This window comes from Leptothrix discophora (genome assembly GCF_030705305.1).
Classification (GTDB): Bacteria; Pseudomonadota; Gammaproteobacteria; order Burkholderiales; family Burkholderiaceae_C; genus Sphaerotilus; species Sphaerotilus discophorus.
Genome location: NZ_JAUZEE010000007.1, coordinates 66682 through 82708 on the forward strand (window position 1 = coordinate 66682; position 16027 = coordinate 82708).

The window sequence follows — 16027 nt, forward strand, 5'->3', positions numbered from 1 at the left end:
TCCTGCCTTAGTTGCCGACGGTCACGTAGATGTGCGCGGTGGGCTTGCTGATGCGGTTGCCACGGCCCTTGGCGCGGGCCGCGAATCGCTTCAGCGTGGCGCCTTGCTCGACATAGATCGAGGTGACGCGCAGCTCATCGATGTCAGCGCCATCGTTGTGTTCGGCATTCGCGATGGCGCTCTCGAGCGCCTTCTTGATGATGCCGGCGGCCTTCTTCTGGGTGAAGTTCAGGATGTTCAGCGCCTGATCGACCTTCTTGCCACGGATCATGTCCGCGACCAGACGGCCCTTGTCGCAGGACAAGCGGACGCCTCGCACGACTGCTTTGGTTTCCATTGCTGCGACTCCTTAGCGCTTGGCCTTCTTGTCCGCCGGATGACCCTTGAACGTACGGGTCAGTGCGAACTCGCCCAGCTTGTGACCGACCATCTGGTCGGACACATACACGGGCACGTGCTGCTTGCCGTTGTGCACGGCAATCGTCAGGCCAATGAACTCGGGCAGGATGGTCGAACGACGCGACCAGGTCTTGACGGGCTTCTTGTCCTTGGTCGCCACGGCCTTCTCGACTTTCGCGAGCAGGTGGTGGTCGACGAAGGGACCCTTCTTGAGTGAACGAGACATGTGTTCGCTCCCCTTTTACTTCTTGCGACGCGAGACGATGAACGTCTGCGTGCGCTTGTTGTTGCGGGTGCGGTAGCCCTTGGTCAGGGTGTTCCACGGCGACACAGGGGCCTGGCCCTCGCCGGTGCGGCCTTCGCCGCCGCCGTGCGGGTGGTCCACCGGGTTCATTGCCGTGCCGCGAACGGTCGGGCGGATACCCAGCCAACGCTTGGCACCGGCCTTGCCGTACTGGCGCAGGTTGTGCTCTTCGTTGGAGACCTCGCCAAGCGTGGCGCGGCAGTCAACGTGGATCTTGCGCACTTCACCCGAACGCAGGCGAACCTGGGCGTAGGTGCCTTCGCGCGCCATCAGCGTCACCGAGGTGCCAGCCGAACGGGCGATCTGGGCGCCCTTGCCGGGCATCATCTCGACGCAGTGGATCGTCGAACCCACCGGGATGTTGCGGATCGGCAGGGTGTTGCCAGCCTTGATCGGCGACTCGGCGCCGCTCAGGACCGTCTGACCCACTTCCAGGCCACGCGGGGCAATGATGTAGCGACGCTCGCCGTCGGCGTAGCACACCAGCGCGATGTGGGCCGTGCGGTTCGGGTCGTACTCGATGCGCTCGACCTTGGCCGGGATGCCATCCTTGTTGCGACGGAAGTCCACCACACGGTAGTGGTGCTTGTGACCGCCGCCCTTGTGACGGATGGTGATGTGACCGTTGTTGTTGCGGCCGGAGTTCTGCTTCTGCGGTTCCAGCAGCGAAGCTTCCGGCGCACCCTTGTGCAGGTGCTTGTGCACCACCTTCACCACGGCACGGCGGCCGGGCGAAGTGGGTTTGACCTTGACGACAGCCATTACGCGGCCTCCCCGGAGAAGTTGAGTTCCTGGCCTTCCTTCAGGGAAACATAGGCCTTGCGCAGGTGGTCGCGACGGCCGATGCGGCCGCCGAAGCGCTTGGTCTTGCCCTTGATGTTCAGCACGTTCACCGACGCGACCTCGACCTTGAACATCAGTTCAACAGCGGCCTTGATCTCGGTCTTGGTGGCGTCCTGGAGCACCTTGAAGGTCACCTGGTTGTTCTTCTCACCAACGCGGGTCGCCTTTTCCGAAATGATCGGGGCAACCAGCACCTGGGCCAGACGGCCCTCGTCGAACTTGGGTGCGGCGCTCATGCGTACATCTCCTGCAGCTGCTCGATGGCGGCCTTCGTCACCAGGACCTTCTTGTAGAAGACCAGCGACAGCGGATCGGCGTAACGCGGCTCGACCACCAGCACATTGGCGAGGTTGCGCGAGGCGAGGAACAGGTTCTCGTCGATCGCGTCGGAGATCACCATCACGTGATCGAGGTTCATCGCCTTCAGCTTGGCGGCCAGCAGCTTGGTCTTGGGCGCTTCGATGGAGATCGAATCGACCACGGCCAGGCGGCCTTCGCGGGCCAGCTGCGAGAGGATCGACGCCATGCCGGCGCGATACATCTTCTTGTTGACCTTCTGGCTGAAGTTCTCGTCCGGCTTGTTCGGGAAGATGCGGCCGCCGCTGCGCCACAGGGGCGAGGCGGTCGAACCGGCGCGAGCGCGGCCGGTGCCCTTCTGGCGGAACGGCTTCTTCGTCGAGTGGTGGACTTCGGCGCGGGTCTTCTGGGCACGGGTGCCCTGACGCGCGTTGGCCTGGTAGGCGACGACGAGCTGATGGATCAGCGCTTCGTTGTAATCGCGGGCGAACACGGTGTCAGGCGCGTCCACCTTGGCGGTGGCCTGACCCTGCTCGTTCAGGAGCTCGAGCTGCATCAGTTGGCCCCTTTCTTGAGCTTGACCTTGACGGCCGGGCGCACGGTGACGAAGCCACCCTTGGCGCCAGGAACCGCGCCCTTGACCAGCAGCAGCTGGCGGGCTTCGTCGATGCGCACGACGTCGAGGTTCTGGGTCGTGACGGTGTCGTCGCCCAGGTGGCCGGACATCTTCTTGCCCGGGAACACGCGGCCCGGGTCCTGCGCCATCGAGATCGAGCCCGGCACGTTGTGCGAGCGGGAGTTGCCGTGCGATGCGCGCTGCGAACCGAAGTTGTGGCGCTTGATCGTGCCGGCGAAGCCCTTGCCGATCGAGGTGCCCTGGATGTCGACCTGCTGGCCGACCTGGAACAGGCTGGCAGCGATCGTGGCACCCGGCTTCAGCTCGGCGGCGACTTCGGCGGGAACACGGAATTCGCGCAGCAGCTCCGCGCCATCAGCGCCAGCCTTCGCCAGGTGACCGGCTTCGGGCTTGGTGATGCGGGAGGCCTTGCGGCTGCCGAACGCGACCTGCACGGCGACGTAGCCGTCGGTCTCGACCGACTTGACCTGGGTCACGCGGTTGTTGGACACGTCGAGCACCGTCACGGGCACGGCATCGCCGTCGTCCGTGAAGATGCGCATCATGCCCACCTTGCGGCCCAGCAAACCGAGGCGCTCGCCCGGGTTGGGGGTAGTCATGGTTCTTCTCCAATGCCCGACAACGATTGGCCGGGCTGACTGATGTGCTCGTCTGTCGGGCTCTGCCGTCCCGATCCTCGCGGACCGGGCCAGCCGGAACTCTCCAGCGGGCGCTTGAAATGGACGCGGGTTGCCCCTCGTCCGGGAAAGCTCGCGATGCTAGCACATGCGTGATCGAGGCATCAAGCTCGGCCTACCGGGGAAGTGCGTGGGCTGTCAAGCCTGCCGGGCCGCGTGGCGCAACGCCAGCAGCATGCCGGCGACGCCGACGACCAGCGAGGCGGCGATCAGCACGAAGGCCGTCGCGTCGGAGGCTCGCGCCGCCACCAGCCCCAGCAGCAGCGGCGTGGGCAGGCGGATCACGCCCGAGATCAGCGAGGCCCGCCCGAGCGCCTGTCCGCCGCGTCCGGGCAGCGCCGCGGCGATCTGCGCGAAGCAGCACGGGACGACGCAGGCCGTGCCCAGGCCGACCAGCGCGAAGCCGGCCACGCCGACCGCGAAGCTGTCGGCCATCGCGACGACGCCGAAGCCGACCGCCGCCAGCAGCAGCGACACCGTGATCACGCGGACATCGCCGAAGCGGTGCCGCAGCGGGTCGCCGACCAGTCGGACCAGCGACTGGCAGCCCGCGTACAGCGCCGCGCCGGCGCCGGCCAGCGCGGCCAGGCTGGCGGCCTGCTCGGCCAGGAACTTCGCCGACCACATCTGCGCGGTCAGCTCGGCCACGGTCGACAGGCCCAGCACGATGCCGAACAGCAGCACCGGATCGGGCTTGCGGCGCGGGCCAACGGCCAACGTCGACGCGGCCTGGATCGCCGCCGCACCGGCGCTCTCCAGCTCGGGCTCGCGCAGGGTGGCCGGCGGCGGATCGGGCAAGGGGCGACGCCGCCCCAGCCGCGTCACCGCCAGCCAGACCGGCGCAACCACCGCCGCGCTCAGCAGCGCGCAGGCCAGTGGGCCGACCGAGGTGGAGATCAGGCTGCCGCCGATCGCCCCGAGCGCGAACGAGCCCGAGGCCGCCGCGTGCATGCGCGTGAGCATCGGCTGGCCGCGCTCATGCTCCAGCGTGGTCGCCTCGGTGTTCATCGCCAGGTCCAGCGATCCGGCGGTCAGGCCCATGACGACCAGCGCCAGCACCAGCATCCAGGCCGACGTGGCGGTGAAGATGCCGAAGAACGCGACGCCGTGCGCGGCCAGCAGCGCGGCCATGAAGCCGCGCAGCTCGAAGCGCCGGGTCATGCGTCCGGCCAGCGTCATCGCGCCGATGTAGGCCGCGCTGTGCAGCGTCAGCGCCAGCCCCAGGCCTTCGGCGCCCAGGCCGGTGCGGTGCATCAGGACCGGCACCGAGCCGGCCCACAGGCCGATGCCCAGCGCGAAGGCGAAGAACACGGCGGTCGTCACCGCACGCGGCGACAGCACGCCCCAGGCGGGATTCAGGAAGGAACGGGATTCCACCGGCGACCTCTCGACATGCCGGCCGTCAGGCGCCCTGCGTGGTGGCCGCTGCGGGCTGCGCCACGGGGCGCTGGCGCAGCACGCCGCTGACGGCAAGGCTCAGCAGCACCATCGGCAGACCGAGGCCAAAGCTCCAGCGGATGCCGATGTGCTCGGCGACGAAGCCCAGCAGCGGCGGCGCGAGCATGAAGCTCACGAAGGCGATCTGGGCCAGTGCCGCGACGTTGACGGCAGCGGATCGGTCGGTGCGCTGCGCCGCGGCCGACATGGCCAGCGGGAACAGCACGCTGGTGCCGACGCCCATCAGGCCGAAGCCGATCAGTGCCTGCGCCGGATGGGCGGCGGTCACGACCAGCACGTTGCCGAGTCCGAGCAGCGTGAGCATCAGCCGGGCCACCTTCATCGGGCTGTGACGCTCGACGTGGCGGTCGGCGAGGTAGCGCGTCACCGCCTGCGTGAAGGCGCCGATCGCCACCGCCGCCGCGCCGACCCACGGGGCGGCCTGAAAGACGTCGCGCATGAAGATCGCCGACCAGTCGAAGCCGGCGCCTTCGAGCACCAGCGCCGACAGCGACAGCGCGACCAGCACGAGGATGGCGCCGGTCGGCCGGGAGAACAGCGGCGCCGGCCCGTCGCTGGCGGCGACTGCGGCGGCGCGGTGCGGCGCAGCCTCGAAACGGCCCATCAGCAGCACGGTCATGAGCAGCGACAGCGGCACCATGCCGGCGAGCTGCCATTGCGGGCTCAGGCCGACGCGGGCGGCCAGCGCGCCCAGCAGGCCGGCACCGAAGAAGCCGAAGCTCCAGAAGGCATGGGCGCGGTTCATGATGCGCCGGCCTTCCTGGTGCTCGACGCGGTCGGCCTCCAGGTTGACGACCACCTCGATCGCACCGATGAAGAGGCCGGCCGGGAACAGGCACAGGAACAGCCCGAGCGTGCCGCTGGCGTGCGAGGCGACCGCGTAGAAGACCGGCAGCAGCGGCGGCACGATCAGCAGCATGCGGCGGTGCCCGATGCGCTCGATCAGCCGGCCGGCGAAGGTCAGCGAGACCAGCGTGCCCATCGCCGCGCCGATCAGGCCCATGCCGAGCTGGCCCTCGGTCACGCCCATCATCCCCTGCAGCTCGCCCAGGCGCGGGAAGAAGCCGCCGAAGCCGAAGGCATAAAGGAAGAAACCGGCGAAGACGCGGCGGTGCGCGGGCAGCTCGAGCCCGAGGCGGCGGATCAGGGAGGTGGACAAGCGGCGGCTCCGGAGGCGGGAGATGGGGGCGGACGTTCTGGGCGGCCGCGCAGTATGCGTTGCAGCCCTTGATCGCGTGCGACAGGCGGGTACACGACGGCGGCGCGTGCGCCGCACCACGGTCCGGGCTCAGCCGCGCGGCAGCACGATCGCGTCGCCGGGCTCGAAGGCGACGCCGACCGGGTCACCGCGCCGCAGCGAGCCGGCACCGCCGGCCGGCCCGAAGGCCAGCAGTTCGCCCCAGGGCGAGTCGAGCAGCACCTCGGCATGGCTGCCCAGGTAGTCGGCGCGCCGGCAGGTCGCGTCGAAGCGGCCGGCCCCGGCGCCGACCAGGCCGATGCGGTGTGGCCGCAGCGCCAGCGAGGCCGGCCCCGGCACCAGCCCCGGCGCGATGGCGGCCGGTTCGACCGGCACGGCCACGCCGCCGGCCTCGAAGCGGCAGCGCTCGCCGTCGCGCCGCAACGTGCCGTCGACCAGGTTGGCGTCGCCGATGAAGTCGGCCAGGAAGCGGCCGGCCGGGCGCTCGTACAGCTCGGCCGGTGTGCCCTGCTGGGCGATGCGCCCGCCATTCATGACGATGACGCGGTCGGACACCGCCAGCGCCTCGCTCTGGTCGTGCGTGACGTAGAGCACCGTCAGCGCCAGCGACTGCTGCAGCTCGCGGATCTCCTGGCGGACACGCCGGCGCAGCTTGGCGTCGAGGTTGGACAGCGGCTCGTCGAACAGCAGCACCGCCGGCTCCAGCACCAGCGAGCGCGCCACCGCGACGCGCTGCTGCTGGCCGCCCGACAGCTCGGAGGGCAGGCGCTGCTCCAGCCCGGCCAGGCCCAGCATGCGCAGCTTGTCCTGCGCCAGCTCGCGCGCCCGGGCCGGCTTCGTGCCGCTGGCGATCGGGCCGTAGCAGACGTTGTCGAGCACGTTCAGGTGCGGGAACAGCGCATAGGACTGGAACACCATGCTGACGTCGCGCTCGTGTGCGGCACGGCGGGTGACGTCGACGCCGCCGATGCGGATCGCGCCTTCGCTGGCCGCCTCCAGCCCGGCCACCATGCGCAGCGTCGTGGTCTTGCCGCAGCCCGACGGGCCCAGCAGCGTCACCAGCTCGCCCGGGGCGATCGTGAAGCTGACCGCGTCGACGGCGGTGACCTTGCCGTAGCGCTTGCTGACGCGCTCGAAGGAGACGCCGCCGGCGGTGTTCGGGTGGACAGGCTGGTTCATGGGTCGGTCAATGTCCGGTGACGAGCACGTCGCGCGCGCCGGCGGCAGGTTCGGCGCCGCGCTGGCGCCGGCCGATGCGGGTCTCGCCGGTCAGCGCCTGCACGGCCAGCAGCACCGCCAGCATGAACACGATCAGCACCGTCGAGTAGGCGATGGCCAGCGGGTACTCGCCGGCCTCGACGCGGCCGATGATGTAGACGGTCGCCAGGTTGTATTTCGCCGTGACCAGGAAGATCACCGCGCTGACCGCCGTCATCGCATGCGTGAAGCTGAAGACCAGCGTGGTCACGATGGCCGGCCGCAGCAGCGGCAGCACGACCCGGCGCAGCGTCTGCAGCGTGCCGGCCCGCAGCGTCGACGAGGCCTCGTCGAGCGAACGGTCGATCTGCGCCAGTGCCGCGACGCCCGCCCGCACGCCCACCGGCATGTTGCGGAACACGAAGCAGATCACCAGGATCGCCAGTCCGCCGGTCAGCTCCAGCGGCGGCACGTTGAAGGCGACGATGTAGGCCACGCCGATCACCGTGCCCGGCACCGCGAAGGCGACCAGCGTCATGAACTCGAAGATGCCGCGCCCGGCGTAGCGGTGGCGCGTGATCACGTAGGCCGACAGCAGACCGACAAGGGCCGTCAGCGGCGCGGAGATCCCGGCCACCATCACGGTGGTGAAGAAGCTGTCCCAGGCCGAGCCGCTGAACAGCAGGCCGTGCGGCCCCCAGTCGATGCCGAAGCCTGCGCCCAGGTGCTTGAGCGACAGCGCCATGTCGCCGCGGCCGATGTCCTTGACGAAGCCGCCGACCGCGATCACCGCATAGCAGGCCAGCGTGAAGCCGATCCACAGCCAGGACAGGCCGACACAGCCGAGCCGCAGCGCGTCGGGCAGCACGGCGGGCAGGCCGCTGTCGCCCTTGCCGGTGACGCTGACGTAGCTCGCGCGACCGAGCCAGCGCTGTTGCAGCGCGAAGGCCGCCAGCGTGAAGACCAGCAGCACGGCGGCCAGCACGGCGGCCCGGCCCGGGTCGAGCTGCGCGCCGGCGACGGCGAAGAAGATCTTGGTCGACAGCACCTCGTAGTTGCCGGCCAGCACGATCGGGTTGGCGAAGTCGGCCATGCTCTCGACGAAGCCGAGCAGGAAGGCGTTGGCCAGCGCCGGCCGCAGCAGCGGCCAGGTGACGGTGCGCATGACGCGCCAGCGCGAGGCCCGCAGCGTCTGGGCCGCCTCTTCCAGCGACGGGCTGATGGCCGCCAGCGCGGCGTGCAGCATCATGAAGGCGATGGGCGTGAAGCTCAGCAGCTGAGCCAGCGTCACGCCGGTCAGGCCGTAGATCCAGCGCGAGCGCGGGATCTCGAAGACGCTCGACAGCCAGCCCGTCACCAGCCCGGTGCGGCCGAACAGCACCACCAGGGCCAGCGCGATCACGAACGGCGGCGTGACGATCGGCAGCACCGCCATCAGCCGGAACAGCGCGCCCTGCCGGCGCTGCGCCTCCGGGTCGCGGTGCCCGCGCTGTGCGGCCAGCGCCAGCACCAGGCCGAGCAGCGTTGACAGCAGTCCGACGATCGTCGCCAGCACGATCGAGTTGATCGCGACGCCGCAGTGCGCGCCCTCCCCGGCCAGGCAACCCAGCCCCCAGATGTCCGGGGCGGCCAGGCGCTGCAGCACGACCCACGGCGCGAAGGCGCCGGCATCGTCGAACAACGCCGCGCCGAGCGAGCGGCCGACCGGGTAGAAGATGAACAGCAGCAGCAGCGTGGCGATCAGCACCACGAGGGTCGCCACCGTGCGGTCGGCGCCGAAGGCACCGCGCCGCGCCAGCCACTGGGCCAGCAAGAGCGCGGCGACGACGACCAGCGCCAGGGTCAGCGCGGTCGTCATGCGGCGCGCGGCTTCGTCGTCGTCATCCAGCTCACTTCGGCTGGTTGCCGACCTCGGCGTCCCACTTGGCCAGCAGGCGCTTGCGCTCGGCCGAGGAGCCGTACTTGGCGAAGTTGTAGTCGATCAGCTTGATCTCGCTGAGCTTGGGCGCCGCTGCCGGCACGGTCGCCTTCTTGTTGGACGGCACCTGGTAGCTCACGCCGGCGGTCGCGCCGATCGCCTGGGCCTCGGGCGTCAGGGCCCAGTCGTACCACTTGCGCGCGTTGGCCAGGTTCTTCGCGCCCTTGATGATCGACATGCTGCCGATCTCGTAGCCGGTGCCCTCGCAGGGCGACACGATCTTGACCGGTGCGCCGCCCAGCGCCTGCACCACCGCGTCATGCTGGAACGTGATGCCGATCAGCGACTCGCCGGTGGCCACCGCGCGGGCCGGCGCGGCACCGCTCTTGGTGTACTGGTTGACGTTCTTGTGCAGCGCCTTCATCCACGCGAAGGCCTTGTCCTCGCCCATGATCTGGACCATCGTCGCCAGCATGGTGTACGAGGTGCCCGAGGAGTTCGGGTTGGCCACCTGGATCTCGTCCTTGTAGATGGGCTTGACCAGGTCGGCCCAGCACTTCGGCTCGGGCAGCTTGCGCTTCTTCAGCTCGTCGGCGTTGTAGCTGAAGCCCAGCGCGCCAGCGTAGATGCCGACGGTGCGGAACTGCGCCGAGCGGGCCTGGCGCACGGCCCAGTCCTGCAGGCTGTCGAGGCTGGTCTTCGAGACATAGGGATCGGTCAGGCCTTCCTCGGCCGCCTGAAGGTGCGGGTCGCCGGTGCCGCCCCACCAGACGTCGCCACGCGGGTTGGCGGACTCGGCCTTGATCTGGGCATAGAACTCGCCAGAGCTCTTGCGCGTCATCGAGACCTTGATGCCGGTGGTCTTCTCAAAGGCCGCGACCATCGGCCGGCACCATTCCTCCTGCACCGTGCAGTAGACGGTCAGCTCGCCCTGGGCCGACGCGATGGACGGCGCGGCGAGCGCAACGGCGGCGCCGGCCAGCGCCAGCCAGCGGCGCAGCGGCAGGAAGGGGGTGTTCGACAGCTTCATGGTTGTTCTCCTGATGTGGTGACAGCTGACTCGGGCCGGTCGGCCGAGGCTTCAGCGATGCCGCAGCGGCGCGATGGCGAGGACCCGCTCCAGCTCGGCGGCCAGCGCATGGCTGGTGGCGACCAGCACGTTGCCCTCGCGCAGGCCGGCGCCATCGGCGCTGAAGAAGTCGTTGCAATGGCCGCCCGCCTCCTCGACCAGCAGCACGCCGGCGGCGCAGTCCCAGGCGTTGATGTGCAGCTCGGCATAGGCCTCGATGCGGCCGGCGGCAACGTCGACCAGACCCAGCGCGCCCGAGCCGGCACGGCGCATCGCGCAGCCGGCGTGCATCACGCGCGAGACCATCGCCAGGTAGTCCTCGGTCGAACGGCGCAGCGACCAGCCGCATTCCACCGTGGCCGCGCCCAGCGTGTCGCAGGCGCTGACCGCCAGGCGCCGGTCGGGCTGGCCGGCCTCGCTCAGCCAGGCCCCGCCGCCACGCTGCGCCAGGTAGAGCCGGTCGTGGCTGGGGTCGTGGATGGCACCCGCCACCGGCTGGCCGCCCTCCAGGTAGCCGATCGAGACGCAGTAGTGCGCGATGCCGCGGGCGTAGTTCGCGGTGCCGTCGATCGGGTCGATGATCCAGATCCGTTCGCCGGGCTCGCCGCCGTCCTCCTCGCCGATCACGGCATCGTTGGGATAGGCCGCCGCGATGGCGGCGCGCACGTGGCGCTCGACCCGGCCGTCCATCTCGGTCAGCACGTCGTGACGGCCCTTGAGCGAGGCCGCCGAGCTGCCGAAGCCGGTGTGCGCAAGCGCCCCGGCTTCGCGGACAAGTTGCCGGAGAAAGTCGAGGCGATTCATGCGGCGCCCCCGGGCTTGTCATCGGGCCATGCTAGCGGTCGAAACCAAGCGTCACGGCACGGCCCTCACCCGGACTTTCCCGCAACGCCCCAAAGCCATCACGGCCTTGGCAGGGTGGTTTGTCGGCCCGAGCGGTGCGGCGTACAACGGCTTGCACGCGTGGCAGGCCCGGTCCGGGTGGGCCGCTCAGGTCCCGCCGCGCCGGCCTTGACGCTCATCCGAGGAGTCCGACATGCGCAGACGCATCTATTGGCTGGTGCCCGACCTGGCAAGTGCCCGCCGCACCATGGACGACCTGCTGCTCGCCCGCATCGGCGAGTCGCACATCCACTTCATCGCCCGCGATGGCGCCGAGCTGACCGGCCTGCACGCGGCCAACCTTCTGCAAAGCTCGGACATCGTGCGCGCGGCGCAGTCCGGCCTGGTGATCGGCGGCGCGGTCGGCATGCTGTGCGGCGTCGGGCTGGCGCTGCTCGGGCCGCTGCTGGACAGCACGCCGCAGTGGGGCCTGGTCGGCGCGCTGGCGATCGCCGGCGGCCTGTTCGGGGCCTGGTCGGCCAGCATGATCGGCGCGTCCACGCCCAGCCACCGGCTGCTGCGCTTCATGCCGGCGATCGAGCGCGGCGACTACCTGCTGATGATCGACGTGCCGCGTGGCCGGGTCGACGAGATCGAGGACCGCCTCGCCGCGCTGCACCCGGAGGCGCATCTCGAAGGGGTCGAGCCGGGCATCCCGGCCTTCCCCTGAACGCCTGGACGGCCGAGTCCGCCGTTCAGCCCGGGATGATCCCGTAGAAGCGCTCCGGCTGGAGCTTGGGCAGTTGTGCGGCCCGGGCCGGGTCGAGCGGACCGGCGATGCCGAACTCGGCCTGCGCCGTGTCGCGCGGCGTGGTCGACAGCGACGGGTTGCCGCGTGCGTCGCTGATCGCCGCTGCCTTGGGCGCCGGGCCTTGTGCGGCACGGCGCGTCACCACCGCCGTCTCGCCGCTCTTGAGGGTGACCAGGTCGCCCGGTGGGTAGATGCCGATCGAGCGGATCAGCGCCTGCGACAGCGCCTTGCCCTGCGCGTCGACCTGCTCGGCCTGGTAGAGCTGGCGCGCCGCCACCTGCGGCGCCAACGCCGCGCGCTGCGCCCGCGGGCTGATCTTGGCCATGTAGACATCGGCGGCGCGCAGCAGCCGGGCCGCCTCGGTCGGCTCGGCCACGCCCTGCGGATAGCCGCCGCCGCCGGGCTCCTCGTGGTGCATCAGCACGGCGTCGAGCCATTCCTCGTCGTCGACGCCACAGCGCCGCAGCAGCTCGACCGACAGCTTCGGATGCAGCCGGATCGCCTCGCGCTGGCGCGTGTTCGGCGGATCGGCCTGTTCGGCCAGCACCGCCTGCAGTTCGAGCATCGACACGTTCATCGTCAGCGCCGCGCAGACGATGCGCCGCTGGCGCTCGACCGGCCAGCCCAGCGCCCGGCTGGTCAGCAGGCAGATCACCGCGACGTGCAGCGCGTGGGTCAGCGCGTACAGCGCGAATCGGCGGTCGTCGCGCCGCACCGCGAGGTAGAGCGCGACATCCGGGTCGCGGTCGACCAGCGCGATGCAGGCGTCGGCATGGGCCTCCAGCTCGGGCTTCAGCTCCCGGAACTTCGGCACCCGGCGCAGCAGCGCGTCGTAGTCCCAGACCTGCTGCTCCCAGCGGTCGAACAGCGTCGGGTGACGCGCGCTGGGCACCTTGCCGGCGCCGGTCGCCGCGGCGGCAGCCCGCTCGCCGCGCAGCCGCTTGACCTGGGCGTACTCGACCCAGGCGCCGCGCTCGTTGAGCATGTCGAACTGGCGTTCGGTCAGCACGCTCTGGCCCTGCGCCAGCAGCAGCCGGGCCTGCGCGTCCAGCACCCGGAAGGGCAAGGCCAGGCCCAGGTGGATCAGGTCGCGGACCTGGTCCAGCGGAACCCGCTCGGCGGGCGGCACGTCGGAAGCATGGTTGGGGTCTGCACTCATGAGCGTCGTCTTCCTTCACCGGACCGGCTTGCAGTCTCGCACCGCGACCCGCCCGCCGCGAGCGCCTCGCACGCCGTCCGCCCCAGCACCCCCGCACACCGGTCGACGGCGGACCCGCAACGCGCAGATCGGGCCCGGATCTGCGACATCTAGAGTTCCGTCACTAGACTTTGCTGCAGCGCAGCAAAACGCTTGCAGCTGTCACGGTCGACCCCTATAGTCCGTTCCATGTTGCAGTGCAGCAAAGCACCGCAGACGATCCACCCGATCAACCAACCGCCCGGAGTCACACCATGACCATCTCGCCCGAACAGATCGCCGCCGCCAACAAGGCCGCCCTCGACAACCTCGTCACGCTGACCCAGCAAGCCTTCAAGGGCATCGAGCAGCTCGTCGAACTCAACATGCAGGCTGCCCGCAGCTCGCTGGACGACACCGCCGAGAAGGCCAAGGCCGCCCTGGGCGCCAAGGACCCGCAGGAATTCGTCAGCCTGCAAGCCAGCCTGATCCAGCCGGCCCAGGAAAAGGCCGTGGCCTACGGCCGCCAGGTCGCCGACATCGCCGCCGCCACTCAAGCCGAAGTGACCAAGCTGGCCGAAGCCCAGGTCAAGGCTGCGCAGGACCAGTTCCAGTCGCTGGTCGAAGCCGCCACCAAGCAGGCCCCGGCCGGCAGCGAGAGCGCCGTGGCCGCCGTCAAGACCGCGATCGCCAACGCGACCGCCGCCTACGACACCGTCCAGAAGGCCGCCAAGCAGGCCGCCTCGGCCGCCGAAGCCAACTTCAAGCAGCTGAGCGCCACCGCCGAGTCGACCGCCAAGGCCGCCGCCGAAGCTGTCAAGAAGACCACCAAGCGCTGATCCGGCGCGCCGTTCGCCCTCGGGCGAGCGACACCCGACCCGCTCGAAGAGCCCGGCCCCGGCCGGGCTTTTTTGCGTCTGGCCGAACCGCGCTTGAAGCGCGTCCGCCGACCAGCGCGATCGGTCGACGCGCGGCATCATCGCGCCCTCGCCGCCCGGACCGGAACACCCGCCGGGCGCATCCACGAGGAGACACCCGATGAGCTACACCGCCGCCGCCGACCGCTACGAATCCATGCCCTACCGCCGATGCGGCGCCAGCGGGTTGAAGCTGCCCGCGCTGTCGCTGGGCCTGTGGCACAACTTCGGCGACACCACGCCGATGAGCGTGCAGCGCGAGATGGCGCGCACCGCCTTCGACCTGGGCATCACCCACTTCGACCTGGCCAACAACTACGGGCCGCCCTACGGCAGCGCCGAGATCAACTTCGGCCGGCTGCTGCGCGAGGACTTCAAGCCCTACCGCGACGAGCTGATCATCTCCAGCAAGGCCGGCTGGGACATGTGGCCCGGCCCCTATGGCCAGGGTGGCGGCTCGCGCAAGTACGTGCTGGCCAGCCTGGACCAGAGCCTGCAGCGCCTCGGCCTCGACTACGTCGACATCTTCTACTCGCACCGCTACGACAAGGACACGCCGCTGGAGGAGACCGCGCAGGCGCTGGCCCAGGCCGTGCGGCAGGGCAAGGCGCTCTACATCGGCATCTCGTCCTACTCGCCCGGCAAGACCGCCGAGATGGCCGCGCTGCTCAAGGCCGAGGGCGTGCCGCTGCTGATCCACCAGCCCAGCTACAACCTGCTCAACCGCTGGATCGAGAACGGCCTGCTCGACACCCTGGCGCAGCACGGCGCGGGCTGCATCACCTTCACCGCGCTGGCCCAGGGCCTGCTGTCGGACAAGTACCTCGCCGGCATCCCGGCCGATGCCCGCATCAACCGGCCGGGCGGCGGCTCGCTGATGCGCGAGCACCTCAGCGAGGCCAACCTGCAGCGCGTGCGCGCGCTCAACGGCATCGCCCAGCGTCGCGGCCAGAGCCTCGCCCAGATGGCGCTGGCCTGGGTGCTGCGCGACCCACGCGTGACGACCACGCTGATCGGCGCGAGCAGCGCCGCCCAGATCCGCGAGAACGTCGGCGCGCTGCGCAACCTGACCTTCACCGCCCAGGAACTCGCCGAGATCGACGCCCATGCCGGCGAAGGCGGCGTCGACCTGTGGCGGGCTCCGGCGACGGACTGGGCCTGATCCCGGTCCCGCTCGGCGGCGTGGCTCATCCGCGCCGCCACGCCGCCTGCTCCGCCACCCAGCCCGCGAAGGCATCCAGCAGCGGGGCGTAGCGGGCGGCATCGGACTCGATGTCGGCCAGCGCCAGGCAGGTCGCCTCCAGCGTCGACAGCTGGCCCGGCCGGGCCGCCTTGCGCAGCGCGGCATAGCGGCTGTCGGGCGGGGACTGCAACGGCCAGCGTGGCAGGGCCTGCAGGGCGGGATCGAGGTGCAGCAGGCGCAGGCTCTTGCGCCAGGTGGCGTCCAGCACGACCAGGCGCTGCGGGCGCACCGCGCGGTCGGCCAGCGGGCCAGGGGCCGATTCGGTGACCGGGTAGAGCAGCACGGTGCGGCCTTCGGCGCCGCCGTCGGCCGCACCGTCCAGCGTCTCGCCGACGTGGACCTCGCAGCGCTGCAGGCTCAGCTGCAGCAGCCTCAGGCTGCCCTTGGCCTGGGCGGCCTCGTCCGGGTGCTGCAGCACGCGCACCTCGACCGCGTGGGCGGTTGGGCGGACCCAGCGGCACAGGCAGGTCGGCAGCGGGCGCAGGCAGGCAGGGCAGTGGGGACGCGACATGGGCAAGGCGACGGCAGGTGGACGATTGTGGTCGCCCCACCCGCCCGGCCGGTCAGCTCGCCGGATCTTCCGGCGGCGGCTCCTGGTGGGCCTTGGCGAAGGTCAGGATGACCTCCCGGAGGATCTTGCGTTGCGGGGCGGGCAGCTGCAGGAAGGCATCGAAGGTCTCGCGCTCCTCGTACGTCAGCTTGTCTTCCCAGCGCGCCTTGTACTTCTGCACCGACTCGGCCACGCCTTCGCCGAAGCGCAGCACCTGAGGCTCGACCTTGAGCCACTCGGCCAGGACCTGCAGCTTGTCCTGGGCGGGGATGGCCTTGGCGTTGAGCCAGCTCCACGCGGCCTGGAGGCTGATCGACCGACCCAACCAGCGCTGGTTGAACTCGTGCTCGATGACCGAGGCGCGCACCTCACAGCCAGCGGCCTGCATCGCGGCGCGGAGTCGCTTGCTGAACTCGAGCTTCTCATCCATCAAGTGGAAATTAATGGAGGCATCAAGCGACGAATGCAGTTCGTTTGATCAGAGAATCAAAAGTCGTTTGATTTCTGAGT

Annotated in this window: 18 protein-coding genes; 3 read left to right on the top strand and 15 right to left on the bottom strand. The window is 70.2% G+C overall.

Going from position 1 to position 16027, the window contains the following annotated elements:
- Positions 1-7: 7 nt before the first annotated feature.
- From rplV to Q8X39_RS13865, 12 genes are all read right to left on the bottom strand, one after another.
- Positions 8-337: a 50S ribosomal protein L22 gene (rplV, locus tag Q8X39_RS13810; protein WP_305750260.1), complete on the bottom strand. Its 330-nt coding sequence runs from the start codon at positions 335-337 to the stop codon at positions 8-10.
- 12 nt (positions 338-349) lie between these two features.
- The gene (gene rpsS, locus Q8X39_RS13815) at positions 350-625 is read right to left on the bottom strand and encodes a 30S ribosomal protein S19 (protein ID WP_130482022.1); all 276 of its coding nucleotides are present in this window, start codon (positions 623-625) and stop codon (positions 350-352) included.
- 15 nt (positions 626-640) lie between these two features.
- Complete coding sequence (gene rplB, locus Q8X39_RS13820) at positions 641-1465, bottom strand: 50S ribosomal protein L2 (protein WP_130482023.1); 825 nt, start codon at positions 1463-1465, stop codon at positions 641-643.
- Positions 1465-1782 (bottom strand): 50S ribosomal protein L23, encoded by a 318-nt coding sequence (gene rplW, locus Q8X39_RS13825; protein ID WP_305750261.1) that lies wholly within the window; start codon positions 1780-1782, stop codon positions 1465-1467. The genes rplB and rplW overlap by 1 nt, the downstream gene beginning before the upstream one ends.
- Positions 1779-2399: a 50S ribosomal protein L4 gene (rplD, locus tag Q8X39_RS13830; protein WP_305750262.1), complete on the bottom strand. Its 621-nt coding sequence runs from the start codon at positions 2397-2399 to the stop codon at positions 1779-1781. The genes rplW and rplD overlap by 4 nt, the downstream gene beginning before the upstream one ends.
- On the bottom strand, positions 2399-3079 hold the full coding sequence (gene rplC, locus Q8X39_RS13835; protein ID WP_305750263.1) for a 50S ribosomal protein L3: 681 nt from the start codon (positions 3077-3079) through the stop codon (positions 2399-2401). Before rplC ends, rplD begins: the two co-directional genes overlap by 1 nt.
- Before the next feature lie 216 nt (positions 3080-3295).
- Positions 3296-4534, bottom strand: a complete 1239-nt coding sequence (locus Q8X39_RS13840; protein ID WP_305750264.1) for an MFS transporter — start codon at positions 4532-4534, stop codon at positions 3296-3298.
- A gap of 25 nt (positions 4535-4559) precedes the next feature.
- The gene (locus Q8X39_RS13845) at positions 4560-5774 is read right to left on the bottom strand and encodes an MFS transporter (RefSeq protein ID WP_305750265.1); all 1215 of its coding nucleotides are present in this window, start codon (positions 5772-5774) and stop codon (positions 4560-4562) included.
- Positions 5775-5903: 129 nt separating this feature from the next.
- Positions 5904-6992, bottom strand: a complete 1089-nt coding sequence (locus Q8X39_RS13850; RefSeq protein ID WP_305750266.1) for an ABC transporter ATP-binding protein — start codon at positions 6990-6992, stop codon at positions 5904-5906.
- 7 nt (positions 6993-6999) lie between these two features.
- Positions 7000-8868 (bottom strand): ABC transporter permease, encoded by a 1869-nt coding sequence (locus tag Q8X39_RS13855; protein ID WP_305750267.1) that lies wholly within the window; start codon positions 8866-8868, stop codon positions 7000-7002.
- Between the two features lie 31 nt (positions 8869-8899).
- Positions 8900-9958, bottom strand: a complete 1059-nt coding sequence (locus Q8X39_RS13860) for an ABC transporter substrate-binding protein (RefSeq protein WP_305750268.1) — start codon at positions 9956-9958, stop codon at positions 8900-8902.
- Positions 9959-10009: 51 nt separating this feature from the next.
- Positions 10010-10801, bottom strand: a complete 792-nt coding sequence (locus Q8X39_RS13865) for an inositol monophosphatase family protein (protein WP_305750269.1) — start codon at positions 10799-10801, stop codon at positions 10010-10012.
- A gap of 232 nt (positions 10802-11033) precedes the next feature.
- On the opposite strand from Q8X39_RS13865, the gene Q8X39_RS13870 reads away from it, so the two are divergent.
- Entirely contained in the window at positions 11034-11549 is a 516-nt protein-coding gene (locus Q8X39_RS13870) for a DUF1269 domain-containing protein (protein WP_305750270.1), read from the top strand.
- A 25-nt stretch (positions 11550-11574) separates the two neighbouring features.
- Here the strand turns inward: Q8X39_RS13870 and Q8X39_RS13875 are convergent, their stop codons facing one another.
- The gene (locus Q8X39_RS13875) at positions 11575-12789 is read right to left on the bottom strand and encodes an HD-GYP domain-containing protein (protein WP_305750271.1); all 1215 of its coding nucleotides are present in this window, start codon (positions 12787-12789) and stop codon (positions 11575-11577) included.
- Positions 12790-13082: 293 nt separating this feature from the next.
- Here Q8X39_RS13875 and Q8X39_RS13880 point away from each other — a divergent pair, with 293 nt between their 5' ends.
- Complete coding sequence (locus Q8X39_RS13880; RefSeq protein ID WP_305750272.1) at positions 13083-13646, top strand: phasin family protein; 564 nt, start codon at positions 13083-13085, stop codon at positions 13644-13646.
- Between the two features lie 199 nt (positions 13647-13845).
- Positions 13846-14886, top strand: coding sequence for an L-glyceraldehyde 3-phosphate reductase (mgrA, locus tag Q8X39_RS13885; protein WP_305750273.1), 1041 nt, complete (start codon positions 13846-13848; stop codon positions 14884-14886).
- Positions 14887-14911: 25 nt separating this feature from the next.
- On the opposite strand, the gene Q8X39_RS13890 is transcribed toward mgrA, so the two are convergent.
- Entirely contained in the window at positions 14912-15478 is a 567-nt protein-coding gene (locus tag Q8X39_RS13890) for a tRNA-uridine aminocarboxypropyltransferase (RefSeq protein ID WP_305750274.1), read from the bottom strand.
- A 52-nt stretch (positions 15479-15530) separates the two neighbouring features.
- A complete protein-coding gene (locus Q8X39_RS13895; protein ID WP_305750275.1) occupies positions 15531-15947 on the bottom strand; it encodes a transcriptional regulator in 417 nt (138 codons plus the stop codon).
- Positions 15948-16027: the final 80 nt, after the last annotated feature.